This is a genomic window from Thalassolituus sp. UBA2009 (assembly GCF_002335285.1).
Lineage (GTDB): Bacteria > Pseudomonadota > Gammaproteobacteria > Pseudomonadales > Oceanobacteraceae > Venatoribacter > Venatoribacter alkanivorans.
This window is the reverse complement of record NZ_DDCJ01000080.1, coordinates 26,302-50,745: the sequence shown is the minus strand read 5'-3', so window position 1 is coordinate 50,745 and position 24,444 is coordinate 26,302. Positions and strand designations below refer to the sequence as shown.

The 24,444-nt window shown below is 52.9% G+C and carries 21 protein-coding genes and 3 tRNA genes; 10 read left to right on the top strand and 14 right to left on the bottom strand.

Annotated elements, in window-relative coordinates; all coding sequences use genetic code 11:
- Positions 1–219: 219 nt before the first annotated feature.
- The 10 genes from B3P58_RS10150 to B3P58_RS10105 form a co-directional block, all read right to left on the bottom strand.
- Positions 220–296, bottom strand: a tRNA-Pro gene (locus B3P58_RS10150).
- 108 nt (positions 297–404) lie between these two features.
- Positions 405–773, bottom strand: a complete 369-nt coding sequence (locus B3P58_RS10145) for a MerR family transcriptional regulator (protein ID WP_145470294.1) — start codon at positions 771–773, stop codon at positions 405–407.
- On the bottom strand, positions 751–1,056 hold the full coding sequence (ihfA, locus tag B3P58_RS10140; protein WP_015487305.1) for an integration host factor subunit alpha: 306 nt from the start codon (positions 1,054–1,056) through the stop codon (positions 751–753). The genes B3P58_RS10145 and ihfA overlap by 23 nt, the downstream gene beginning before the upstream one ends.
- A gap of 1 nt (position 1,057) precedes the next feature.
- Complete coding sequence (gene pheT / locus B3P58_RS10135; protein ID WP_286717324.1) at positions 1,058–3,451, bottom strand: phenylalanine--tRNA ligase subunit beta; 2,394 nt, start codon at positions 3,449–3,451, stop codon at positions 1,058–1,060.
- A gap of 26 nt (positions 3,452–3,477) precedes the next feature.
- Positions 3,478–4,482 carry a phenylalanine--tRNA ligase subunit alpha gene (gene pheS / locus B3P58_RS10130; RefSeq protein WP_145470290.1) on the bottom strand — a complete coding sequence of 335 codons (1,005 nt, stop codon included), beginning with the start codon at positions 4,480–4,482 and terminating at the stop codon, positions 3,478–3,480.
- Positions 4,483–4,621: 139 nt separating this feature from the next.
- Positions 4,622–4,975, bottom strand: a complete 354-nt coding sequence (rplT, locus tag B3P58_RS10125) for a 50S ribosomal protein L20 (protein ID WP_145470288.1) — start codon at positions 4,973–4,975, stop codon at positions 4,622–4,624.
- Positions 4,976–4,996: 21 nt separating this feature from the next.
- A complete protein-coding gene (gene rpmI, locus B3P58_RS10120; protein WP_145470287.1) occupies positions 4,997–5,191 on the bottom strand; it encodes a 50S ribosomal protein L35 in 195 nt (64 codons plus the stop codon).
- 130 nt (positions 5,192–5,321) lie between these two features.
- On the bottom strand, positions 5,322–5,864 hold the full coding sequence (gene infC / locus B3P58_RS10115; protein WP_371736697.1) for a translation initiation factor IF-3: 543 nt from the start codon (positions 5,862–5,864) through the stop codon (positions 5,322–5,324).
- 2 nt (positions 5,865–5,866) lie between these two features.
- Positions 5,867–7,798: a threonine--tRNA ligase gene (gene thrS, locus B3P58_RS10110; RefSeq protein ID WP_145470285.1), complete on the bottom strand. Its 1,932-nt coding sequence runs from the start codon at positions 7,796–7,798 to the stop codon at positions 5,867–5,869.
- 115 nt (positions 7,799–7,913) lie between these two features.
- Positions 7,914–8,909 (bottom strand): AraC family transcriptional regulator, encoded by a 996-nt coding sequence (locus B3P58_RS10105; RefSeq protein WP_286717320.1) that lies wholly within the window; start codon positions 8,907–8,909, stop codon positions 7,914–7,916.
- A gap of 180 nt (positions 8,910–9,089) precedes the next feature.
- Between B3P58_RS10105 and B3P58_RS10100 the strand changes: the two genes are divergently transcribed.
- From B3P58_RS10100 to B3P58_RS10090, 3 genes are all read left to right on the top strand, one after another.
- Positions 9,090–9,959, top strand: coding sequence for a sterol desaturase family protein (locus B3P58_RS10100; protein ID WP_286717319.1), 870 nt, complete (start codon positions 9,090–9,092; stop codon positions 9,957–9,959).
- A 232-nt stretch (positions 9,960–10,191) separates the two neighbouring features.
- On the top strand, positions 10,192–11,154 hold the full coding sequence (locus B3P58_RS10095) for a GGDEF domain-containing protein (RefSeq protein ID WP_286717318.1): 963 nt from the start codon (positions 10,192–10,194) through the stop codon (positions 11,152–11,154).
- A gap of 152 nt (positions 11,155–11,306) precedes the next feature.
- A tRNA-Val gene (locus B3P58_RS10090) sits at positions 11,307–11,383 on the top strand.
- A gap of 136 nt (positions 11,384–11,519) precedes the next feature.
- Here the strand turns inward: B3P58_RS10090 and uvrB are convergent.
- The gene (uvrB, locus tag B3P58_RS10085) at positions 11,520–13,550 is read right to left on the bottom strand and encodes an excinuclease ABC subunit UvrB (RefSeq protein ID WP_286717317.1); all 2,031 of its coding nucleotides are present in this window, start codon (positions 13,548–13,550) and stop codon (positions 11,520–11,522) included.
- 113 nt (positions 13,551–13,663) lie between these two features.
- Here uvrB and B3P58_RS10080 point away from each other — a divergent pair, with 113 nt between their 5' ends.
- On the top strand, positions 13,664–14,848 hold the full coding sequence (locus tag B3P58_RS10080; RefSeq protein WP_286717333.1) for a pyridoxal phosphate-dependent aminotransferase: 1,185 nt from the start codon (positions 13,664–13,666) through the stop codon (positions 14,846–14,848).
- Positions 14,849–14,998: 150 nt separating this feature from the next.
- Here the strand turns inward: B3P58_RS10080 and hda are convergent, their stop codons facing one another.
- Positions 14,999–15,697, bottom strand: coding sequence for a DnaA regulatory inactivator Hda (gene hda / locus B3P58_RS10075; RefSeq protein ID WP_304650349.1), 699 nt, complete (start codon positions 15,695–15,697; stop codon positions 14,999–15,001).
- A gap of 9 nt (positions 15,698–15,706) precedes the next feature.
- Positions 15,707–16,717: a DUF2066 domain-containing protein gene (locus B3P58_RS10070; RefSeq protein WP_230331466.1), complete on the bottom strand. Its 1,011-nt coding sequence runs from the start codon at positions 16,715–16,717 to the stop codon at positions 15,707–15,709.
- A gap of 264 nt (positions 16,718–16,981) precedes the next feature.
- Between B3P58_RS10070 and purM the strand changes: the two genes are divergently transcribed.
- The 4 genes from purM to dcd all read left to right on the top strand — a co-directional run bounded on the left by purM (position 16,982) and on the right by dcd (position 20,202).
- Positions 16,982–18,034: a phosphoribosylformylglycinamidine cyclo-ligase gene (gene purM / locus B3P58_RS10065; RefSeq protein WP_145470276.1), complete on the top strand. Its 1,053-nt coding sequence runs from the start codon at positions 16,982–16,984 to the stop codon at positions 18,032–18,034.
- Positions 18,031–18,705 carry a phosphoribosylglycinamide formyltransferase gene (purN, locus tag B3P58_RS10060; RefSeq protein WP_225690793.1) on the top strand — a complete coding sequence of 225 codons (675 nt, stop codon included), beginning with the start codon at positions 18,031–18,033 and terminating at the stop codon, positions 18,703–18,705. The genes purM and purN overlap by 4 nt, the downstream gene beginning before the upstream one ends.
- A gap of 45 nt (positions 18,706–18,750) precedes the next feature.
- On the top strand, positions 18,751–19,545 hold the full coding sequence (locus B3P58_RS10055; protein ID WP_286717314.1) for a DUF3108 domain-containing protein: 795 nt from the start codon (positions 18,751–18,753) through the stop codon (positions 19,543–19,545).
- 75 nt (positions 19,546–19,620) lie between these two features.
- Entirely contained in the window at positions 19,621–20,202 is a 582-nt protein-coding gene (gene dcd, locus B3P58_RS10050) for a dCTP deaminase (RefSeq protein WP_286717313.1), read from the top strand.
- Positions 20,203–20,279: 77 nt separating this feature from the next.
- On the opposite strand, the gene B3P58_RS10045 is transcribed toward dcd, so the two are convergent.
- Positions 20,280–21,773, bottom strand: a complete 1,494-nt coding sequence (locus tag B3P58_RS10045) for a hypothetical protein (protein ID WP_286717311.1) — start codon at positions 21,771–21,773, stop codon at positions 20,280–20,282.
- Between the two features lie 199 nt (positions 21,774–21,972).
- On the opposite strand from B3P58_RS10045, the gene B3P58_RS10040 reads away from it, so the two are divergent.
- Positions 21,973–22,048, top strand: a tRNA-Asn gene (locus B3P58_RS10040).
- A gap of 159 nt (positions 22,049–22,207) precedes the next feature.
- Positions 22,208–24,103, top strand: coding sequence for a polysaccharide biosynthesis protein (locus tag B3P58_RS10035; RefSeq protein ID WP_286717310.1), 1,896 nt, complete (start codon positions 22,208–22,210; stop codon positions 24,101–24,103).
- The last annotated feature ends 341 nt before the right edge of the window (positions 24,104–24,444 follow it).

The window sequence follows — 24,444 nt, the reverse complement described above, 5'->3', positions numbered from 1 at the left end:
CCCGCTGTACCTGATGATTTCCCTTATTTTTTCCGCCCTGATTGGTTTAATGGCCGGCATGGGCCCGGCCTGGCAGGCGGCTAAATTAAGTCCGATTGAGGCGCTGAGGGATGAATAAAAGCGGGATAAAAAAGATTTATGATTAAGCGCTGTTCAGTGCAATAAAAATAAAAAAGGCCAGTCATCGCTGACTGGCCTTTTTATAGGAATTCTGAAAATTGGTCGGGACGGCGGGATTCGAACTCGCGACCCCTTGCACCCCATGCAAGTGCGCTACCAGGCTGCGCTACGCCCCGACACATGTTCAGAAACGAGCTTAAAAGCCGCTTATGAACGCGCTCAAGTATACTTAAGCCACTGAAAAGTTAAAGATTTTTTTAGAAAGGCAGAGCGCTGTGAACGCTTCAGGAATGGCTGTCCGGGGTAAGTAAATCGGCCAGCTCTTTAAGCTCGGCAATCATGTTTTTGATGAGCGCCTGATCCATCGCCACGGCATTGGATTCACCCTCTTCGCTCAGACGCTGGCGGGCACCACCGATGGTGTAACCTTCGTGATAGAGCAAAGCGCGGATTTCACGCACAAGAATCACGTCCTGACGCTGGTAATAACGGCGGTTACCACGGCGTTTCACCGGGCTGAGTTGCGGAAATTCCTGTTCCCAGTAACGCAGAACATGAGGTTTCACGTCGCACAATTCACTTACTTCACCGATGGTGAAATAGCGCTTGGCGGGAATGGGGGGGAGTTCGTTATTGTGGCTGGGTTCCAGCATATGCCTCTACCCGAACCTTAAGTTTTTGCCCCGGCTTAAAGGTCACAACACGACGGGCGGAGATAGGGATTTCTTCGCCTGTTTTTGGATTGCGACCCGGCCGTTGACGCTTATCACGCAGGTCAAAGTTGCCGAAACCCGACAACTTCACCTGCTCATTACGGCTTAAGCTATCGCGGATCTCATCAAAAAAAAGATCCACCATATCTTTCGCCTCGCGCTTGTTGAGACCAAGATCTTCGAACAGTTTTTCTGCCAGTTCTGCTTTGGTCAAAGCGGTCATGCTAACCCCTTAGCGTTGCTCCCAGACTCTCTTCAAGATGAGCCAGTACTGATGAAACAGAATCGTTCACTTCTTCATCAGTTAATGTGCGCGAAGGATGCTGCCAGGTCAACCCCAAAGCCAGACTTTTTCTATCTGGATCAATGCCTTTGCCGACATACACATCAAACAGGTTGAGCTTTGTCAGGTAATCCCCTGCTTTCGCACGGATTGCCTGTAAAACCTGATCAACCTGCACATCCTGAGCGACCACCAGAGCCAGATCGCGGCGCATTTCCGGGAACTTCGACAGTTCGGAGAAATCCGGAATCGCGATTTCACGCACTGCCGCCAGATCCAGTTGCACCAGATACAGCGCCTGCTTAACGCCCAGAGGCTTCTGCAGGCTCGGATGCAGCGCACCCATTACGCCAACTTCCTGCCACTGACCGTCCGCGTCGAGCTTTTCGATGCGAGCGGTCTGGCCCGGATGCAGTGCCGGATGGCTTGCCGCAACAAAACGGTAGCGGCTCAGCTGACCGGTACGTGCCAGCAGGGATTCCACATCGCCTTTGGCATCAAAGAAATCGACGCCGGCATCGGTATCAGCCCAGGACTGCGGCAGACGATTGCCGGTCAGGGCGAAGGCCAGGGTCGGAATCTGATCCAGCTGACCATCGGCCTGTGGCACAAAGCGCAGGCCGGTTTCGAACAGACGCACACGCGGCTGCTGACGTTTGAGGTTGTAGCTGACCGCCTGTACCAGACCGGCGAGCAGATCGGTACGCATCACCGACATTTCTGCCGAAATCGGGTTCAGCAGTGCAATCGGTGCATGTTCAGGATCCATGGATTTCTGCAGCTGAGGTTCAACAAAGCTGTAGGTAATGGCTTCCTGATAACCGCGCGCCACCAGATGACGACGCAGATCGCCCATACTCAGGCGGTTTTCAGCCACGCGCGCCAGCGGCGAGGCCGCACTTGGCAGACGCACCGGCAGACGCTCGTAACCGTAGATACGGGCCAGTTCTTCGATCAGGTCAGATTCAATCGCCATATCGAAGCGGTAGCTTGGTGCAACCACATCCCAGCCATCGTCGGTTGCGGTCAACTGCATACCCAGACGGGTGAGGATATCTTCAATCTCGCTATCGGCCAGTTTCAGGCCAAGAATCAACTCGGCACGGGCACGACGCAGATGAATGGTCGGTGCTTTCGGCAGATGCGCTTCACTCGCCACTTCCACCACAGGGCCTGGCTGACCACCGCAGATCTCCAGCAGCAATGCCGTCGCACGTTCCATAGCTTTGGCCGCCAGGTTGTAATCGACACCACGCTCAAAGCGGTGGGAAGAATCGGTATGCAGGCCATAGTTACGGGCACGGCCGGCAATCGCCAGCGGCGCGAAGAAGGCCGCTTCGAGCAGCAGATCCTGAGTATCGTCCGCCACACCAGAGTGCTCACCACCCATAATGCCGGCAATGGCCAGCGGTTTGGCGTGGTCGGCGATCACCAGAGTGTCGGCGTTCAGTTCAACGTCCTGGCCATCGAGCAGCGTCAGTTTTTCGCCCTGCTCTGCCATGCGAACACGAATGCCACCGTCAATCTGCTTCAGATCGAAAGCGTGCATCGGCTGACCCAGCTCCAGCATCACGTAGTTGGTAACATCAACCACCGGATCAATGGAGCGGATACCGCCACGACGCAGTTTTTCCACCATCCACAAAGGGGTAACGGCTTTTACGTTGACGCCTTTGACGATACGACCCAGATAACGCGGGCACTGCTCGGCTGCCGAGACTTCGATGGCAGGTTTGTCATCGATGGCAGGCGCGACAGCGTTAACGACCAGCTCGGTCAGATCGGCTTTGTTCAGTACGCCCACTTCACGTGCCAGACCGGCCATGCTCAGACAGTCAGCGCGATTCGGGGTCAGATCCACTTCGATGATGGCATCATCGAGGTTCATGTATTCGCGGAAATCGGCGCCAACCGGCGCGTCTTCCGGTAACTCCATCAGACCATCGGAGCTTTCGGCCATACCCAGCTCGGCTTCGGCACACAACATACCGAAAGATTCGACACCGCGCAGTTTGGCTTTTTTGATTTTAAAATCGCCGGGAAGCACCGCGCCGATTTTCGCCAGCGGGATCTTCAGGCCGGTACGGACGTTCGCCGCACCACAGACAATCTGGAAGGTCTCATTGCCATCGGTCACCTGACACAGGCTGAGCTTATCGGCATCCGGGTGTTGTTCGCGACTGACCACCTGGCCCACCACAACGCCGGAGAACATACCAGCAACGGCTTCTACGCCGTCGACTTCGAGGCCTGCCATCGTTACCTGGGCGGCCAGTTCTTCAGTGCTGACAGCCGGCTGCACCCACTCGCGTAACCATTGTTCGCTGAATTTCATGTTGTACTAAATCCTGTAATAAGCGATTAACGGAACTGCTGCAGGAAGCGCAGATCATTTTCGAAGAACAGACGCAGGTCGTTAACGCCGTAACGCAGCATCGCCATACGCTCCATTCCCATACCAAAGGCAAAGCCGGTGTACTCTTCCGGATCGATGCCTACATGGCGGAATACCTCCGGGTGCACCATGCCGCAACCGCCGATTTCCAACCAGCGGGTTTTGGTGCCTTCCGGGGTTTCAATCACCCATTCAATGTCGATTTCCGCAGATGGTTCGGTAAACGGGAAATACGACGGACGCAGGCGCACCTTGATGTCTTTCTCAAAGAAGGCGGCCATAAATTCCTGCAGAATGCCTTTCAGGTCGGCGAAGCTGACGCCCTTATCAACCAGTAACCCTTCCATCTGGTGGAACATCGGGGAGTGGGTCTGATCGTAATCGCAGCGGTAAACACGGCCCGGGCAGATAATACGCAGCGGTGGTTGCTGGGCTTCCATGGTGCGCACCTGTACCGGCGAGGTGTGGGTACGCAGCAGACGTCCGGCATCAAAATAAAAGGTGTCGTGCATAGCACGCGCCGGATGGTGCGACGGAATATTCAGCGCTTCGAAGTTATGGAATTCGTCTTCGATTTCCGGACCTTCCATCACCTGGAAGCCGGCACCGGCAAAAAAGGATTCGATACGTTCGATGGTGCGGGTAACAGGATGCAGACTGCCTTCCTGCATTGCTCTGCCCGGCAGAGTAATGTCGATGGTTTCAGCGGCCAGCTTGGCATCCAGAGCGGCACTTTCCAGCAGCTGTTTACGCTGGCTGATTGCATTCTCAACCTGGTCTTTGGCTTCGTTGATGATCGCACCCATTTTCGGACGATCTTCCGGCGCCACGCTGCCAAGGTTTTTCATCAGGGAAGTGATTTCCCCTTTTTTGCCCAGAAATTGAACCCGTACCTGATCCAGCGCCGCTACATCTTGCGCTTCACTTACGGCGGCCAGGGCTTGCTGTGTCAGGGCCTCAAGGTTTTCCATCGTTGCTATCCATCAATTGACGTCAGATTGACAAAAAAATAGGGGAATCACCTAGATTACCTAAGCTCATCCCCTATTTCGCAGGCGTTGGTCAGAGCTTACACACTGACCATTACCGTTTTCCGGCTAAGCGGTGAAATTACAGGCTGGACTTGGCTTTTTCAACCAGAGCCGCAAACGCTGCTTTTTCGTTAACCGCCAGATCAGCCAGTACTTTACGGTCAATTTCAACAGCGGCTTTTTTCAGGCCGTTGATGAACTTGCTGTAAGACAGACCGTTAGTACGTGCACCGGCGTTGATACGCGCGATCCACAGCTGACGGAACTGACGCTTACGCTGACGACGATCGCGGTAAGCATACTGACCAGCTTTGATCACAGCTTGTTTAGCTACACGGAATACACGGCTACGCGCACCGTAATAACCTTTAGCCTGCTTCAGAATTTTCTTGTGACGACGACGAGCGATCACACCACGTTTTACACGAGCCATAGTTTATCTCCTGAATACCGATTAAAGATTAGGCAGCATGCGTGCTACCAGCTTAACGTCAGAGGCGTGAACCTGAGACATACCGCGCAGATGACGCTTACGCTTGGTGCTCTTTTTGGTCAGGATGTGACTACGGAACGCACAACGGTGTTTGAAGCCGTTCGCGGTCTTCTTGAAGCGCTTGGCTGCGCCGCTCTTAGTTTTGATTTTAGGCATTGTGTTACTCCAAAAGGTTATGGTGCATACAGAAACTAAGACCCTGTATAACACCTGCCATAATGAGCAGTCGGTAGAACGCATAAACCCGGCACTGAGCCGGGGTTATGTGATTCATTTAGGAACCAGACTACTTCTTCTTACCCGGGGCGATGACCATCACCATTTGACGGCCTTCCATTTTCGGGTGTTGTTCCACAGTGCCGAGTTCCTTCAGGTCCTCTTCAATGCGTTTCATCAACTCCATCCCGATATGCTGGTGAGCCATCTCACGACCGCGGAAGCGCAGAGACACTTTCGCTTTATCACCACCCTCAAGGAAACGTGTCAGATTACGTAATTTAATCTGATAATCACCTTCTTCAGTGCCCGGACGGAACTTCATTTCCTTAATCTGGACCTGATGCTGGCGTTTTTTGGCTTCGGCTTTTTGCTTCTTCTCTTCGTAAAGCTTCTTACCGAAGTCCATCACCTTACATACGATCGGATCGCCATCTGAAATCTGTACCAGATCCAGGGCTGCTTCTTCCGCCATACGCAAAGCGTCTTCAATACTGACGATACCAACCTGGCTTCCATCGGCGCCGATCAAACGTACCTCGGTTGCACGAATTTGATCGTTAATGGCAGCTCGATTGTCTTGACGGCCGCCCTTTCTGTTATCGCGTCTGATGATCAGTTCTCCATTCCAAACCGTCCGCGCTGTGCAATGCTGCCTTCTAAGAGTTCTATAAAGGCATCGATGCTCATTACACCCAGGTCTTCACCTTTACGGGTACGCACAGCGACGGTGTTTGCTTCTACTTCTTTATCCCCTACAACCAACAGGTAGGGTACCTTGTGCAAAGTGTGCTCGCGGATTTTAAAGCCGATCTTCTCGTTTCTCAAGTCCGCAACGGCCCGGAAGCCTTTTGATTTCAGGTTTTGGGCCAGATTCTGACAATATTCACCCTGATTGTCGGTGATATTGAGAACCGATACCTGCTGCGGTGCCAGCCATGGCGGCATCGCACCCGCATAGTGCTCGATCAGAATTCCGATAAAGCGTTCGAAAGAGCCCAGAATCGCCCGGTGCAGCATCACGGGTGTTTTACGCTCGCCGTCTTCATCGACGTACTGAGCCCCAAGACGCTCCGGCAGCATGAAATCGAGCTGCACAGTACCACACTGCCAGACGCGGTTTAAGCAATCACGCAGTGAGAATTCAATTTTAGGGCCATAGAAAGCACCTTCACCCGGCTGCAACTCCCATTCCAGACCCGCATCGTTGAGCGCGTCTTCCAGTGCCGCTTCGGCCTGATCCCACAGTGCATCATCACCAATACGGCCTTCCGGACGGGTGGACAGCTTCATCTCAACCGCATCGAAGCCGAAGTCTTTGTACACGGCCAGAGTCAGCTTGATGAAGTCAGAGGCTTCCTGACGGATCTGCTTTTCCGACACAAAGATGTGCGCATCGTCCTGGGTAAAGCCACGCACACGCATAATGCCGTGCAGCGCACCGGACGGCTCGTTACGGTGACAGGAACCGAATTCCGCCAGACGCAGCGGCAGATCGCGGTAGCTCTTCAGCCCCTGATTGAACACCTGAATATGACACGGGCAGTTCATCGGTTTAACCGCGTAAGTACGCTTCTCGGACTCAGTGGTGAACATGGCATCGCCATAATGTTCCCAGTGGCCGGATTTTTCCCACAGCGAGCGGTCAACGACCTGCGGTGTTTTGATTTCCTGATAGCCGGCGTCCTGCTGCACTTTGCGCATGTACTGTTCCAGTACCTGCCACATAGTCCAGCCATTCGGGTGCCAGAACACCATACCCGGCGCTTCTTCCTGCAGGTGGAACAGATCCAGCTGCTTGGCCAGCTTACGGTGATCGCGTTTTTCCGCTTCTTCGATACGGGTGATGTAGGCCTTCAGATCTTTTTTGTCGTTCCAGGCAGTACCGTAAATACGCTGCAGCTGTTTGTTCTGCGAGTCACCACGCCAGTAAGCACCGGAAACACGCATCAGCTTAAATACACGCATAACACGGGTATTCGGCACGTGCGGGCCACGACACATGTCGATGTATTCTTCGTGATGATACAGACCAACGGCCTCTTCACCTTTCTGAATCAGGTCGTCAATCAGCTCAACTTTGTAGTCTTCGCCACGGTCAACGAAAACACGACGCGCTTCTTTAATCGGCGTCATTTTCTTGATGACTTCGTAGTCTTTCTTGATCAGCTCACCAACACGTTTTTCGATGGCGGTTACGTCTTCCGGAGTAAAAGGACGTTCAAACTCGATGTCGTAATAAAAGCCGTTATCGATAACAGGACCGATTGCCATTTTTGCTGTTGGGTACAGCTGCTTTACCGCATGTCCGACCAGGTGCGCAAAGGAGTGACGAATCACTTCCAGACCTTCTTCATCGCGACCGGTGATCAGCGTGATATTCGCGTCTTCGGTGATCAGTTCACAGGCGTCCACCAGCTGGCCATTAATACGGCCACATACCGTTGCTTTTGCCAGGCCAGGGCCAATATCTTCGGCCACCTGCAGCAGTGTTACCGGCTGGGCAAATTCGCGTTTGGAACCATCAGGAAGGGTAATAACAGGCATATCAGATCCTTGTCAGTGGTGGCCCCCACGACAGGCCACATGAATAAAAAAAGAGGACGTACTCTACAGACCGCGCCGCGCGCTGTAAACCGCGGGTTTTATCACGCCGCAAACCTCAGCGCTGACGCAGCCACTGGCGCGGCGATACTCCGCTTTCACGCTTAAACGCCCGGCTGAAGGCACTCTGTTCGGAATAGCCCAGCAGTAATGCAATTTCGCTGTGGGTCAGGCGGCCTTCACACAGATATTCTTTCGCCAGCTGCATGCGCGTTTGCGCCAGCACCTCTTTAAAGGCCAGCTGGTGCTCTTCCAGACGACGGAATAATGTGCGCTCGGAAAGATGCAGTAAACGGGCAACTGTACGCGAGGTTGGTTCGCCACTCTGTAAGGCTTTCAGCAGCGCCGTACGCAGACTCTGCACAAAGCTTTCGCTCTGCGGCAGCACATCCATTAATGCCTGGGCCTGCTGCTCCAGCAATTGCTTTAAGCCGGCATTGTGGTTATTGACCGGCAACGCCAGATATTCCGGCCGGATCAGAATGGCAGTTTGCGCCTGCTGAAACAGCACCTCACAGCCCAGCGTCTGGCGATAAGGTTTGGTATCGGCCGGCTCGGCAAACGAAAAATGCACCACCTGCGGGCTTAAATCGGCTCGCGCTGTCATCTGACGGATAAAGGTGAGCATACCCACCACCAGCACCTCATCCGACAAGCGCGACGACGGGCCGTAGTCGGTACTCCAGCTCAGACGCAGACACCCATCCTGCAGGCTGGCCGTTGCCCGGTCGCCATCGTGCAGCAGCCGCTGATAACGCTGAAACCCCTGCAGGGCGTCAGCCACCGTTTCACTCGACAGCAACAGATAACCCAGCACGCCGACAAACTCCGGCCGCACCAGCAACCCCAGTTCCAGACCGATATGCCGCTGCGGATAACGCTGCTGCAAACGCTCAAGCAGCTCCCACCACTGGCTGAAGCTGATGCGACTATCGGCGGTAAAGCCCTGCAGATAGGCATACAGATCGCAGCGGGTATCGCCCTCCTGCTCAAGAAAACAGCGCGCCAGACCGGCCAGATCACCACTGACCTGCAGCTGCGCCAGCATTGTCATACCTGTTTCTCCATCGACCCAACGTCCTCATCAACCCAACATCCATACGCACAACGGCAACATCACACCGCCCACACCCGCAAGATGGCAGTGATTGTCAAAATAAAGACGGTAAATGTCAATTCAGCATTCCAGCCAAGCCCTAAAGTAGAGGCCTAAAACAATAATAAGGAGTCACGCATGCAAGATGTTCTGCACGCCCTGTTTTTCGTCGTTGCCTTTGGCGGTCTGTTTCTTGGCGTTATGCTGGCGGAATACTGGTATGCCCGCCGTCAGGGTAAAACCGGCATTTACCATGCGCGCGAAACCCTCGCCAACCTGACCACCGGTTTTTCCTACAAGCTGGTCGACGGCATCGCCATTGCTTTGTTTATTCAGGCGTTCTATCTGTGGGTGTACGACTATGGCCTGCAATGGAATCCGGAATTGTCATTTTTCAGCGTGTTGGCGCTGATTGTGTTTATCGACTTCTGCTTCTACGTCAACCATGTGCTGATGCACAAAGTGCGCTGGTTCTGGAATGTGCATGTTACCCATCATTCGTCTGAACATATGAATTTCTCCACTGCGCTGCGCCAGAACTTTACCTTTGCCCTGTCCGGCTCCTGGTTGTTCTGGTGGATTCCGGCGGCGCTGATTGGCTTTGATAAAAACTGGGTTCTGCTCGCGATTGAAGGCAATCTTGTTTATCAGTTTTTCCTGCACACCGAGCAGGTGCGCAAGCTGGGCTGGCTGGAAAAATTTATGAATACCCCGTCACACCACCGCGTCCATCACGGCAGCAACCCGAAGCAGATTGATACCAACTTCGGCGGTATTTTTATCTTCTGGGACAAAATATTCGGTACTTTCCGGGCAGAAGATGACGCCGGCGAAATTAAGTACGGCGTGACCCGTATGCCGGCAAAACCTTACAACCCTTTCTACCTGCAGGTGCACGACTGGGTGGATATGTTCCGCGATGTCTGGCGTTATAAAGACCTGCGGATTCTGTATAAACATCCCGACTGGGCACAGCAGCAATACGGCAGCCGCAACGGGTTAAAATAATTATGATTAAGGACGTCTGCGGGCGTCCTTAACTACGCCAGCAACTGCACCAGAAAATACACCAACAACAACGAAAACCGCACCAGCACACACACTGATAAAATAATCAGCAAAATTCATAACCTCCTCCCGCCATTGCTGCAAATCAAGACAGAGCGAAATTCCGCAGCAGTCATTGCCGCACCCAGCAGAGCAGTCTAAGCTCACCGATATACTGGCCAACATTTCCGACATGACTAAGCCCCCTGACACAACCGCAAATACTCCACCGGACGCAGTACAGCAAGCGGCCCAGGACTCTGCCGTTGTCACCGTTCTGAACAGCCTTGATGCGCTGATTTATGTCGCCGACATGTCGACCCATGAACTGCTGTTTATCAACGATTATGCCCGCCAGAAATGGGGCGAACCCGGTAACAAACGCTGCTGGGAATATCTGCAAAAAGATCAGCAAGGCCCCTGTGCGTTCTGCACCAATCACAAACTGGTGGATGAGCATCAACAGCCAACGGGGGTATACGTCTGGGAATTCCAGAACACTCAGAACAAGCACTGGTATCAGTGTCGCGATGAAGCCATCCGCTGGGTCGATGGCCGCCTGGTGCGTATTGAAATTGCGACCGATATTTCCGACCGCAAACGTATGGAGCAGGAACTGGAAGCAGCCCGCCGCGAAGCTGAATATCTGGCCGGCACCGATGCCCTGACCCGGCTGAATAACCGCCGCGCCTTTTTTAAACTGGGCGAACAGGTTCTTAAAGAAGCCCTGCGTTTCAACCGCCCTACCTCAATCATTATGTTCGATCTGGATCACTTTAAGCAGATCAATGATACCTGGGGACACAGTGCCGGTGATGCCGTTTTGCAGCGGGTTGCGACGCTGGCTGAAGCCACCGTAAGAAATGCAGATATTCTGGCCCGCATTGGTGGCGAAGAATTTGCCATCCTGCTGCCACAGACCGATATGCCGCAGGCACGTATCCTGGCAGAGCGCATCCGGCAAGCACTGACCGATGACGTATTACCCATCAACGGCATGGACATTAATGTTCAGGCAAGCTTTGGTATAAGCAGCTGTGAGCATTGCGACGATATGACGCTGGCTGACCTGCTGAACACTGCTGATGAGCAGCTTTACCTTTCCAAAAAACTTGGCCGTAACCGCATATCATCACATCAGATCAGCAAACCTTAACACCATCACCGGCAATGCCACCCATCCTTTGCAAACGCAGAACCACTGCGCAGGTGATTGTTTTTCAAGCACTTATCAGACAGAAATTCATTAACCGATGGCGAAAAGCACTTGCACCCATGAAAAGGCATCGTTAATATACGCGCCACTTCAGGACTATAGCTCAGTTGGTTAGAGCGCTACCTTGACATGGTAGAGGTCGCCAGTTCGAATCTGGCTAGTCCTACCAGAATTAAAAAAACCGGCCCCTGGCCGGTTTTTTCGTTTCTGCACCTTACTTCAGTTCTCATCTTGTTTCATTCTGCGCCCTGCTTCATTTCTGCACGTGGCTTTTTATCAGACTCGTCAGCGAAACGAGAACAGCCTCAGCTGTTCTCGATCACCTTATTTTTCATCTGATGCAATAAGTCACGCAGACGCGCCGCTTCTTCAAAATTAAGATCTTTCGCCGCTTTAAACATCTGATCTTCAACTTTAGCCACGCGCTTAACCAACTCAGCGGCAGACAATGCCTGCCAATCATCCGCCGCATAACCGGCCTGATCTTCAGCCACTTTACGCCCACGGGTTTTGCCTTTGCCTTTTTTACCCGGCGGTGGCGCCGCTTCGAGAATGTCTTCCACCGACTTGGTCACCCCAACCGGAGTAATGCCATGCTCGGTATTGAAAGCCACCTGCTTTTCACGGCGGCGGTCGGTTTCATCAATGGCTTTCTGCATCGAATCGGTTATGCGGTCAGCATACAGGATGGCCTTACCGTTGAGGTTACGCGCAGCCCGACCGATGGTCTGAATCAGCGAGCGTTCAGAACGCAGGAAGCCTTCTTTATCAGCATCGAAAATCGCCACCAGCGACACTTCCGGAATATCCAGACCTTCACGCAATAAGTTAATACCCACCAACACGTCAAACTCGCCCAGGCGCAGGTCGCGGATAATTTCCACACGCTCAACCGTATCAATATCGGAGTGCAGATAGCGCACACGCACACCCTGCTCCAGCAAAAACTCGGTCAGGTCTTCGGCCATACGTTTGGTCAGCACGGTAATCAGAATGCGCTCGCCGTTGGCGACGCGCTCGCGCAATTCATGCAGCACATCGTCCACCTGGCCGGTGGCCGGACGCACTTCAATTTCAGGGTCAATCAGACCGGTCGGACGCACCACCTGCTCAACCACCGCATCCTGATGCTCTTTTTCATAATTACCCGGCGTCGCCGACACAAAAATGCACTGCGGCACAATGGCTTCCCATTCTTCAAAGCGCATTGGCCGGTTATCCAGCGCCGATGGCAGACGGAAACCAAACTGCACCAGGGTTTCTTTACGCGAACGGTCACCGCGGTACATACCGCCGATCTGCGGAATCGTCACATGGGATTCATCGACAAACACCAGCGCATCGTCGGGAATATAATCAAACAGCGTTGGCGGTGGCGCGCCCTCTTCACGCCCGGATAAATAGCGCGAGTAGTTTTCGATACCGGAGCAATAACCCAGCTCCTGCATCATCTCGATATCGTAACGGGTACGCTGCTCAAGCCGTTGCGCTTCAACCAGTAAATTATTGTCGCGGTAATACTGCAGGCGTTCTTCCAGTTCGACCTTAATGCCTTCGACCGCATCAAGGATGCGCTGGCGTGGCGTTACATAGTGGGTTTTCGGATAGATAGTTACCCGCGCCAGACGGTTCAGCACCTCACCGGTCAGCGGGTCGAAACTGCTGATCTGCTCAACCTCATCGTCAAACAGTTCAACACGTACCGCTTCGTCATCGCTCTCCGCCGGGAAGATATCAATTACATCACCGCGCACCCGGTAAGTACCGCGATGAAAATCCATATCGTTACGGGTGTATTGCAGCTCAGCCAGACGGCGCAGCACGGTGCGCTGATCAATGCGGTCGCCACGCACAATGTGCAGCATCATTTTCAGATAGGAGTCCGGATCACCCAGACCATAAATCGCCGATACGGTAGCCACAATCACCGCATCGCGGCGCTCCATCAGCGCTTTGGTTGCTGACAGCCGCATCTGCTCAATATGCTCGTTAACCGAAGCGTCTTTGTCGATAAAGGTGTCGGACGACGGCACATAGGCTTCCGGCTGGTAGTAGTCGTAGTAAGAAACGAAATACTCAACCGCGTTATTGGGGAAAAACTCTTTAAACTCACCGTACAGCTGAGCCGCCAGGGTCTTATTATGCGCCATGATAATGGCCGGGCGCTGACACTGAGCGATTACATTGGCCATGGTGTAGGTCTTGCCTGAACCGGTCACACCCAGCAGGGTTTGCTTCAGCAGACCGGCATTGACACCACCGACCAGCTGACGGATGGCTTCCGGCTGATCACCGGCGGGAGAATATTTGGCAGAAAGCTCAAATGCCTTGCTCATCAGGATTCCAGTTATAGGTTAAATCAAGTAGCATTATACGGTTTTTTTTACCGGCAGGACTTGGCGCTTTACGCCCGTTGCTGCCGCCGACCATCGCGTTATTGAGGATACACATTTTGGATCTGCAATTGTCTGATCGCGTTCAACAGATCAAGCCCTCCCCAACACTGGCCGTGACTAACCGTGCTGCCGAACTCAAGGCTGCAGGCAAAGACATTATTGGCCTGGGTGCCGGTGAGCCGGATTTCGATACCCCCGAGCATATCAAGCAGGCGGCGGTTGAGGCTATTAACAACGGTTTTACCAAATACACCGCGGTGGACGGTACTCCGGGTCTGAAGAAAGCGATTATTAACAAGCTGCAGAAAGACAACGGCCTGAGCTACGAAGCCAACCAGATTCTGGTGTCCTGCGGTGGTAAGCAGAGCTTCTTTAACCTGGCTCTGGCCTACATCAATCCGGGCGATGAAGTTGTGATTCCGGCGCCATACTGGGTTTCTTACCCGGACATGGTCGTGATTGCCGGTGGCGTGCCGGTGGTTATCGAAACCGATGAAAGCACCCGCTTTAAAATCACCGCCGAGCAGCTGGAAGCGTCGATCACCGATAAAACCAAACTGGTGGTGCTGAACAGCCCGTCCAACCCGTCTGGTGTGGCTTATACCGCTGACGAACTGAAGGCCCTGGGCGCCGTTCTGAAAAAGCATCCGCAGATCATGATCGCCACCGATGATATGTACGAGTACATCTGGTGGGCGGATTTTGCCTTCGAAAACATTCTCACCGTCTGCCCTGAACTGTACGACCGCACCATCGTGCTGAACGGTGTATCCAAGGCGTACAGCATGACCGGCTGGCGTATCGGCTATGCCGCCGGTCCGGCCAAGCTGATTGGCGCGATGAAGAAGGTACAGTCACAGAGCACCTCTAACCCGACTTCTATTTCCCAGGTAGCGGCAGAAGCAGCACTGAATGGCGGCCGCGATTGCGTTCTGCCAATGGTTGAAGCCTTTAAAGAACGTCACGACTACGTGGTGAAAACCCTGAACGAGATTCCGGGCTTCAGCTGCATCCCGGCCGACGGCGCTTTCTACGCATTCCCGAATGTCAAAGGCGCTATGGATAAAGCAGGTATCGATAACGATGTCGACTTTGCCGAAAAACTGTTGCTGGAAGCCGGTGTCGCGCTGGTTCCGGGTTCTGCCTTCGGCTCACCGGGCTATATGCGCCTGTCATTCGCGACCAGCATGAAAACTCTGGAAGATGCCCTGAACCGCATCAAAAAAGCACTCAGCTGAGTGCTTTTACGACACGGTTCACGCACATAAAAAAACCGCCTGCTGGCGGTTTTTTTATGTCTGCTGTTCACCTGACTCCCACGCTCTGCGTGGTAGCCCTTACTGGCACAGTTGCATTCCCACGCGGAGCGCAGGAACGAGGAAAAAAGCTTACCAGCCCATTTCCGCCTTAATAAAAGGAATGGTCAGCTTACGCTGGGCCGACAAAGAGGCCTGATCGAGGGTTTCCAGCAAATCAAACAGGCCCTGCATATCACGCGGACCACGGGTCAGAATAAAGCGCGCCACTTCATCACTCATATTCAGACCACGGCGCTTGGCGCGCAGCAACAGAGCCAGTACTTTATCGTTATCTTCCAGCGGCTCGACCTGATACACCATGCCCCAGCTGAGACGGGATGACAGATCGGGCAGCTGCACACCGATATGACCCGGCGCCTGACTGGCGGCGATCAGTAAGTGCCCCTGACGGTCGCGGATACGGTTAAACAAATGAAACAGCCCTTCTTCCCAATCCGGGCGACCGGCAACGGCCTGAATATTATCCAGCGCAACCAGCGGTAACTGCTCCATCGCATCCAGAACCGCCGGGCTGTATTCCACCAGTTCGTCCAGCGGCAGATAGACGCTTTGATGTCCCAGCCCTTCAGCATAATGACAGGAAGCCTGCAGCAGATGACTGCAGCCAACTCCCGGCGCGCCCCACAAGTACAGGTAAGGCTCGCCATGCACCGTCCACTGCTGCTGCAGCGATTGCACGATCTGCTCGTTCGGGCCGGCGTAATAGTTAGCAAAGCGCGCATCATCGCGCACCGCGACCGACAGGGTCAGTTGTTGATGATGATCCATGATCTGCATTTACGGCTGCCAGCTAAAAACCTGCTCCTGCTCTGTGGCGAGCAGGCGCTTATCCAGGGCCAGAGTGCTCCAGACCTGCGCCCAATCGGCCGCCAGATCCAGCTCCAGTGTTAAATCCTGCTGATTAACCGCCAGCACACGTACCGAATTCACCGCCACATTGGCGTTCAGATAACTGATCACATCGTGATACTGGCGGAAATTCTGCACGCCCTGAATCATCAACTGATGACCACCGGCAATACCATCACTGCGCAGGGCGTAACGGGCGGACAGAAAACCGGCCACCTGATCGGCCACCTGCAGCAGCACCGCATTCACGTCATCGCCTTCGGCCTGCAGGTCAAGCCAGTCACCCTTATGCTGAATAAAGCCCTGATAAAGCCAGCCATTATCACGCCCCGGAGACAAACGCCCGGCCATAAAGGCATCGGCGGCGTAACGGGCGGAGGCTTTCTGTACGTCATCTTTAAACAGGCCCCACAGGCGCTCCACCGGCAACACCAGTTCGTCTTCCAGATCCTGCGCTGGCCATAACAGCGGAATACCACGCTCACTCATGGCACGCTCAAGCCGTGCACGCCACGCACCGCTGTTCTGATTCAGAGCCTTGCGCTGTAATTCATCTTCAACGCCCTGCCACAGCAATACCAGCGGACGGCTTTTACCCCACACCGGCTGCTGCGCGTCTTTTAACAGGGAATCAATCAGGTTCTGAGCAAATAAAACTTCAAGCAGCAGACTGTCGTCGGCTTCGTCACGGCTGTAGCGGAAACTTTTTACGTAACGGTCAGCATTGGCCGCAGCAGCCTGTACTGTCTCATTCTGCACACTGGCCGTCTGGCCGGAGACCTTCACCAGCACCTGCTGCAGTGCATCCTGAATACCGCTCTGGCGGCTGTCCTGCGACTGATCGGCAACCGGCACGCGTACCTGATACAGGTCAGAGACGGTCACTGCATGACTGCCAAGGCTTAGAAACAACAATAAAATCAGACTGGCTGCACGCACAGACAGGTTCCTTACAGCTGAAGATTTAAATCGGGCGGTATTGTGCCACGAATGTTCAACATAACCACTATCATGACCGAAATTGTGCCGCAGGCCGCAAAATAAGAATGTGCCTCCCGCCGTCTTTACTCACAACATCTGCGCGAAAATCTGACCATACAGACAGCTTTAGGCCACTCTCAGATTTGCTCATTTCCATGATGCAGGACGGCGCACAAATCGTTAGAATACGCGCCTTTCTATGGGCCACCCAGTGACGACGGCATGAGTGAACAACAATCCCTGAGCTACAAAGACGCTGGTGTCGATATCGACGCCGGAAATGCATTGGTCGAACGCATCAAAGGCGTTGCCAAACGTACCCGCCGCCCGGAAGTGATGGCCGGACTGGGTGGTTTCGGCGCCCTGTTCGAACTGCCACAGGGCTACCGCCAACCGGTTCTGGTATCCGGCACTGACGGTGTAGGCACCAAGCTGCGCCTGGCAATGGATCTGAAAAAGCACGACACCATCGGTATCGATCTGGTAGCCATGTGTGTGAACGATCTGGTGGTTGCCGGCGCTGAGCCGCTGTTCTTCCTCGACTACTACGCCACCGGCAAACTGAACGTGGACGTAGCCGCGGCCGTGGTCAGTGGTATCGGTGATGGCTGTGAACAGGCCGGAGCCTCTCTGGTCGGTGGCGAAACCGCCGAAATGCCGGGCATGTACGAAGGCGAAGACTACGATCTCGCCGGTTTCTGCGTAGGTATCGTTGAGAAAGACGACATCATCGACGGCTCCAAAGTAAAAGCCGGCGACAAGCTGATCGCTATGGCGTCCAGCGGCCCGCACTCCAATGGTTACTCGCTGATCCGTAAGATTATTGAAGTATCCGGTGCCGACCTGAGTGCCGATCTGGATGGTCAGCCGGTTGCTGATGCGCTGATGGCGCCAACCCGCATTTATGTGAAATCCGCACTGAAGCTGATTAACGCTTCTGACGTACACGCTATGTGCCACGTTACCGGCGGCGGTTTCCAGGAAAACATTCCGCGCGTACTGCCTGACGACTGCAAAGCCGTTATCGATACCAACAGCTGGAAATGGCCTGCGGTTTTTGAATGGCTGCAGAGCAACGGCAAAGTGGCTACCGCAGAAATGTTCCGCACCTTTAACTGTGGTGTCGGCATGATTGTCGCGCTGCCGGAAGAAAAAGCCGATGCCGCTATCGCCCTGCTCAACGCCGAAGGCGAACAGGCATGGCTGATTGGTGAAGTTCAGGCCAAAGGTGAGGCTGACGAACAGGTTGAATTTACCGGTAACCGCAGTCTATGAACGACAGCAGCACCCACGATAAGCCTGCCGTACCGCGTATCGTGATTCTGATCTCCGGCAGTGGCAGCAATATGGTTGCCATTGCCGATGCCATTAAAAGTGGCAGTATGGAAGCCGAAATCGCTGCGGTTATCTGTAACCGTCCGGAAGCCGCGGGCCTGCAGAAAGCCCGCGACCGCGATCTGCCGACCTCCGTACTGGATCACAAAGAATTCAGCAGCCGTGAAGACTTCGACCGCGCACTGATGGCAGAAATCGACGAGCACGCTCCCGATCTGGTGGTGCTGGCCGGATTTATGCGTATTCTGACGCCGGATTTTGTCGCTCATTATCATGGCCGCATGCTGAATATTCACCCGTCATTACTGCCGAAATATCAGGGGCTGCATACCCATCAGCGCGCCCTTGATGATGACGAGAGTGAGCATGGTGTGACGGTGCATTTTGTAACCGAAGAACTGGATGGCGGACCTAACGTGATTCAGGCCGTGGTGCCGGTATACGACGGCGACGATGCCGCCAGCCTGCAGAAACGCGTACAAATTCAGGAACACGTGATTTATCCGATTGCGGTTAAATGGTTTGTTGAAGGCCGCCTGACCATGGCCGGCAACAATGCCCGCCTGGATGGAAATGTGATTCCCGCCACCGGATTGCAACTGACGTCCTGATTTTGCTCCGATATACTGTTGGCCAAATGGACTTGGCTGACCTTTATGACTTCCTTTTTACTTCCCCGCCTTCTGGCCTTTGCCCTGATCGCCTGCCCCACTTTTTCTTTTGCAACAGCCGCAGAAGAGACTGCTGACAAAGAAAAATCTGCTGCCAGCCATCGTGAATTCACAACCCTTAAACCTTTTTCTGCACGCTACAAAACAGAGTGGAAACTCGGCTGGTTCAGCATTGATGTAGAAGCCGAACGCAACTTACGCCAACTCCCCAGTGGCCACTGGCTGTTAACGTTTGAAGCAGAAACCAGCGCCGCCGCGCTGAAAGAGACATCCGAATTCAGCTTTAATGACGGCCAGATAAAACCACTGGAATATCGCTACCGCGCCACCGGCTTGTTTAACGAGGCTGACCGCACGCTGTTATTTTCCCCACAACTGAAGCTGATCAAAGACCTGGAAAACAACAAAGACTATCCGAAGGCATGGAAAAACGAGGTTCATGACAACCTAACCTATATGCTGCAGGCCAGTCTCGATCTTTCTACCCTCAGAAAAGACACAGGCAGCCCTGAGAACCGAGCCAACAATCATGAGCTGAGCTACCCCGTATTTGAGAAAAAACGTGTTAAAGATTTCCAGTTCAGAATTATCGGCGAAGAGCAGCTGAGTACCCGGATAGGTAAGCTGAAAACCATCAAGGTTGAACAGATACGTCAGAAAAAAGGCCGCGAAGTCTTTGCCTGGTTTGCCATCGATCGCGGCTATCAGCTGGTACGCCTGGTCGATAAAGAAAAAGGTAAAACCCGCTATCAGATTGATATTACCGACCTCAAGGGCTGAACATTTCACCCGCTTCGCGCTGCTGCGCTTTTCAGGTAAACTGCGCCCTCTTTTTCACTCAACAGGAAGCACAGCATGCGACTCAGCGACGGCGATATTGAACAGCGCATTGCCGATGGCAGCATTGTTATCAATCCACAGCCAGCCAGCGATGCCATTGCCGGCATCAGCGTAGATCTGCGCCTCGACCACCGCTTCCGCGTATTCAACAACAACTCAGTGACCCACCTCGATCTGTCCGGTGACCGCATTCAGCTTGAACGCGATATCAACCGTATTATGAGTAAAGAGATCGAGATTGAAGCCGATGAGGCTTTGTTTATTCACCCGGGTGAACTGGTACTGGGCGCGACGCTGGAATCGGTCAGCGTACCCGAAGATCTGGTCGGCTGGCTGGATGGCCGCAGCTCCCTCGCCCGTCTCGGCCTGATGGTGCACGTAACTGCCGGACGGATTGATCCGGGTTGGCAGGGGCAGATCGTGCTGGAGTTCTACAATAACGGCAAGCTGCCTCTGGCGCTGCGTCCGGGCATGGTGATCTGCGCCATGTCATTTGAGATGCTTTCAAGCCCGGCACTGCGCCCTTATAACAAGCGTGAAAATGCCAAGTATCGCGATCAGAAAGGGGCAACCTTCAGCCGGATTGCGAAGGACTGACCCTCAGATAGCAGGCATAAAAAAGCCCGGCAAGATTGCCGGGCTTTTTTGTATCCATCACCTGAGGATGTGCAGCCTTAACCCTTTACGCGTGAAGACAGCATAGCCGCCCGGATCAATGCCAGCATAACCCCAAGCATTCCGCCCAGAATAATTCCCAGCGCCAGATGCAGCCCCATTTTCCGCCCCATCTGAAAGCTTCCACCACGCACTACCGGCGCAGCATCTGCCACAAACAATTGCCCACCACTTTGTAATGTCTGCTCGCGATAAGCTCCGATAAAATGATCGAGCTGCTGCTGGATTGTGTTCAGATTGGTCTCAACGCCTTCCAAAGCAGCCTTTAAAATTGACTGTGAATCCAGGTTGCCATAGGTCTTATCATCAGATCCCGCCAGAATCGCAATCTCTTTCTCAAGTTCCAGCAACTCTTCGGTCGCAGCCGTACGGCGCTTGAATAAATCCTGACGCATCTCTACACCACCCAGTTTATTACCCAGCGCCAACAGGGAGTCTAAAAATGACTGGTCAAACTGCGCCCCGGAAGATTCATTACTGCCAGCAGTTTTATTCAGGTCCTGAGTGCTGGTGCTCGACAGCTGATTCAGTGCGGCATCGTAGGATGCAACCAACTTAGTTAAACGCTCATGCTCCAGACGCAACAAACGCTGACGGGAAAACAGACGTACCATGATTGCCGGATCTTTAGCAGCCAGCTCAGAAGAATTTGAATAGGCAAACTCACGTAAAGGGCCGATATCACTGCCTTCCAGCATCACCAACTGGCGGCGTACATCATCCAGAGTGCGCCCGTCGACAACCATGCTGCCGGAACCAGGCATTTTGGACAACTTACCTACTGCGGAACGCAGCGCCTCCAGATAGGTGGTGGCACCATCGTAGACGTCAATCAGATTCATGCCTTCAGCCGCACTGAAAGCAACCAAAGGCCGGTCAATGTCGACATTCGTTAAGCCGCGCTCAATCGACAGCTGTGCCCATGTGTCCACCACATCAGCCAGTACCTCTGCACCTTGCGCCACAGTAAGCCCAGACCTCTGAAGATTCAGACTGAGGGTAAGAAACCCATGGGACTTATCGTGCAGTTCAGTCAAAGCCGTATCGGCAGCAGCACGTATTTCCTGCGGTGTTTTGGCGTTAGCCAATAACACATTCAACTTGTCTTCGCTTGCCTGAAAGAGTGAGTTTGAATAAGAAACATTAAGAGCATTCACTAATGTATCAGCCGATGCTGAAATCTTGCCCTGCGCAGTAAGTGCGTTGATCACCGCCGGGGCAATAATATCACGGGGACTGAATACCGTTCCGTTCGGGTATTTACCGTCGCTCAGGAAAGTCAGTGCAATGGGGTATTCAACCTGTTGTGATACAGAAAATGACGCCTTGGAAAAATGGAATGCCACAACAGCCAATCCCACGAATAAGGCAACTCCGATCACCAGTCCCCGCTGACGCCAGATATTACGGAACAGGTCCGTCAAATTAATTTCATCGTCCGGGCCGACGACAGGGGTCGTAACCGCAGAATTAGCGGGGTATTGCTGGTTCATACGAGCTCCATTGCACTAAAGCGAAATCTGATCGCCAAGAATACCTTAAATTTATGACAGATAAAGCATCTCCGAAGTTGTTAATCGTCCTGCAATCAGCCTCCTCAAAATTTACCACTAAAAATTAAAAGCCAACAAAATCAAACAGATGCTTGACAGAGAAAATCTGCATCAGCATAATGCGCGCACTTGCTGATGTTCCCCGATAGCTCAGTCGGTAGAGCAGTAGACTGTTAATCTATTGGTCGTTGGTTCAAGTCCAACTCGGGGAGCCATTTCAGTAACTACCTTCCTAATGCACACGCATAATCTCAGGATGAGATAAAGACTATTGCACCCTGAAAGTACCGTTATAATTTACAGTCCGCTGCAGCACAGACGCGGTAAAAATTGTTAAACTTCAGGGAAATCACCATAAAATGAATTTCAGCCCCATGATTAATTTCCTGCTGAATGCCTCCCGCCCGACAAAGCGCTTCATTTCTGTATCCTATGACCTTATAGCGATTCCTATGGCTATATACTTGGCTCTGGCTCTGCGCTATGGAACCATTACTCCAAGAATAGACAACGCGGGTATTTCCGCAGCGCTGATCACAACCCTTCTGACGCTGGCTGTCTTCGTCAGACTCGGCCTGTATCGTGCTGTTGTCCGCTTTATGGCCGGTCAGGCGTTTACGACCATGGCTCTGGGTATTGCCATTTCTGCTATTGCACTGGCAAGCAGTTCATTCTTCACTCATGCAAACTTCCCCCGCTCCAGTCTGATTATTTATTTTTTTACAGCCTTCGCACTTTTGGGGACCCCCAGATTATTTATCCGCAGCATTGTTGGTCAATTAAGCAAAGGTCAATGTGAACCGGTTCTGATATATGGTGCGGGGCAGCAGGGGGTAGCATTAGCCAAAGCACTAGCGGGCAGTGACCACTATCGCCCCTTTGCTTTTATTGATGACGACAATAAAAAGCAAAATATGAATATTCATGGCCTCAAGGTCTATGGTGCCAACAATATAGAAGACATCATTGAGCATCATAATATTAGAAAAGTTTTACTGGCTCTCGGCCGAACCAGTATATCTGAACGTAAGCAGCTGATTGAAAAGCTAACGGAAAGCAAGCTGGAGGTTCTTACCGCTCCCTCTGTAAACGATATCGTCAGTGGTAAAGCACGTATAGAAGAAGTTCGTGAAGTAGAAATCGAAGACCTACTAGGCCGGGATTGCGTTAATCCCAGAATAGAGCTATTACAAAACAATATCCTCAATAAAGTCGTATTAGTTACCGGAGCAGGCGGCTCAATTGGCTCGGAGCTATGCCGACAGGCCCTGTTGCAACAGCCAAAACAACTGATTCTGTTTGAATTAAACGAATACAGCCTGTATGCCATTGAGCAGGAACTACAACAACTGAAAAGTGCCCATGAATTAGCTACTGACATTGTTTCCATTCTCGGCTCAGTACAAAAGCAGAATCGCCTGGAAACTATTTTCCGCACCTTCTGCGTACAAACCATCTACCACGCTGCAGCATATAAACACGTGCCTATGGTTGAACATAACGTAGTTGAAGGAGTGCGTAACAATGTATTTGGTACCTGGTATTGTGCTGAAGCGGCGATAGCTGCCGGCGTAGAGCGCTTTGTATTAATCTCTACCGATAAAGCCGTTCGCCCCACCAATGTAATGGGGGCTTCTAAGCGTATGGCGGAACTTGTTTTGCAAGCACTGGCAAACCGTCAGAGTGATACCCTGTTCTGCATGGTGCGTTTTGGCAACGTGCTGGGCTCATCCGGTTCGGTTGTGCCTTTGTTCCGCAAACAAATTAAAGATGGCGGCCCGATTACCGTTACCCACCCCGACATTATTCGTTATTTTATGACTATACCCGAAGCCTCACAATTGGTTATTCAGGCAGGCGCCATGGGCAAAGGTGGTGATGTGTTCGTATTGGATATGGGTGAACCAGTAAAAATTACCAGCCTAGCCAAGAAAATGATTCGCCTCTCAGGGCTGACCGAAAAGACCGACCAGAACCCTCATGGCGATATAGAGCTTCAATTTACCGGCTTACGCCCAGGCGAAAAACTCTATGAAGAGCTGCTAATTGGCGACAATGTGGAGGGCACTGATCATCCACGAATTATGACAGCAAACGAAGTACACCTATCCTGGCCCGAGACACACAACTTGCTGAATCGCCTGGACAAAGCCTGTCACGACTTTAAAGTCGAAGAGGTTATCAATCTGCTACTTGAAGCCCCAGCCGCTTACAATAAACAAGGCGAGTGCCCAGACTGGGTACTGAATGCATCAAAAGTAAGCCACTAAAATGTTCCGATAATACCCGCCCTTTGATGAACATTTTCAAAAATGGCGGAGCCGAAGCATGCAAATAAAAAACAATACCCGCAAAGCGGGTATTCTGAAAGACTCTATTTCTCGTTCCCACGCTCCGCGTGGGAATGCAACTCCTACGCTCCATGTATGAATGCACTGTACAAGCAGGGGCTACCACGCAGAGCGTGGGAGCCAGATGTTACCTTTTCCCGTTCCTTCTTTCTCGTTCCCAGGCTCCGCGTGGGAATGCAACTCCTACACTCCGTGTGTGAATGCAACTGTGCCCGCAAAGGCTAACACGTAGAACGTGGGAGCCGGGTGTGCCCGCTCTG

What these genes read in the sequence shown, in the direction of transcription:
- B3P58_RS10095 (WP_286717318.1), top strand. Translation starts at nt 10,192, where the DNA reads ATGACTAAGCCCCCTGACACAACCGCAAATACTCCACCGGACGCAGTA.
- B3P58_RS10045 (WP_286717311.1), bottom strand. Translation starts at nt 21,773, where the DNA reads ATGAACCAGCAATACCCCGCTAATTCTGCGGTTACGACCCCTGTCGTC.
- rplT (WP_145470288.1), bottom strand. Translation starts at nt 4,975, where the DNA reads ATGGCTCGTGTAAAACGTGGTGTGATCGCTCGTCGTCGTCACAAGAAA.
- hda (WP_304650349.1), bottom strand. Translation starts at nt 15,697, where the DNA reads ATGGATCATCATCAACAACTGACCCTGTCGGTCGCGGTGCGCGATGAT.
- purM (WP_145470276.1), top strand. Translation starts at nt 16,982, where the DNA reads ATGAGTGAACAACAATCCCTGAGCTACAAAGACGCTGGTGTCGATATC.
- pheS (WP_145470290.1), bottom strand. Translation starts at nt 4,482, where the DNA reads ATGGAAAACCTTGAGGCCCTGACACAGCAAGCCCTGGCCGCCGTAAGT.
- B3P58_RS10100 (WP_286717319.1), top strand. Translation starts at nt 9,090, where the DNA reads ATGCAAGATGTTCTGCACGCCCTGTTTTTCGTCGTTGCCTTTGGCGGT.
- uvrB (WP_286717317.1), bottom strand. Translation starts at nt 13,550, where the DNA reads ATGAGCAAGGCATTTGAGCTTTCTGCCAAATATTCTCCCGCCGGTGAT.
- rpmI (WP_145470287.1), bottom strand. Translation starts at nt 5,191, where the DNA reads ATGCCTAAAATCAAAACTAAGAGCGGCGCAGCCAAGCGCTTCAAGAAG.
- B3P58_RS10105 (WP_286717320.1), bottom strand. Translation starts at nt 8,909, where the DNA reads ATGACAATGCTGGCGCAGCTGCAGGTCAGTGGTGATCTGGCCGGTCTG.
- B3P58_RS10145 (WP_145470294.1), bottom strand. Translation starts at nt 773, where the DNA reads ATGCTGGAACCCAGCCACAATAACGAACTCCCCCCCATTCCCGCCAAG.
- dcd (WP_286717313.1), top strand. Translation starts at nt 19,621, where the DNA reads ATGCGACTCAGCGACGGCGATATTGAACAGCGCATTGCCGATGGCAGC.
- B3P58_RS10035 (WP_286717310.1), top strand. Translation starts at nt 22,208, where the DNA reads ATGATTAATTTCCTGCTGAATGCCTCCCGCCCGACAAAGCGCTTCATT.
- B3P58_RS10055 (WP_286717314.1), top strand. Translation starts at nt 18,751, where the DNA reads ATGACTTCCTTTTTACTTCCCCGCCTTCTGGCCTTTGCCCTGATCGCC.
- pheT (WP_286717324.1), bottom strand. Translation starts at nt 3,451, where the DNA reads ATGAAATTCAGCGAACAATGGTTACGCGAGTGGGTGCAGCCGGCTGTC.
- thrS (WP_145470285.1), bottom strand. Translation starts at nt 7,798, where the DNA reads ATGCCTGTTATTACCCTTCCTGATGGTTCCAAACGCGAATTTGCCCAG.
- purN (WP_225690793.1), top strand. Translation starts at nt 18,031, where the DNA reads ATGAACGACAGCAGCACCCACGATAAGCCTGCCGTACCGCGTATCGTG.
- ihfA (WP_015487305.1), bottom strand. Translation starts at nt 1,056, where the DNA reads ATGACCGCTTTGACCAAAGCAGAACTGGCAGAAAAACTGTTCGAAGAT.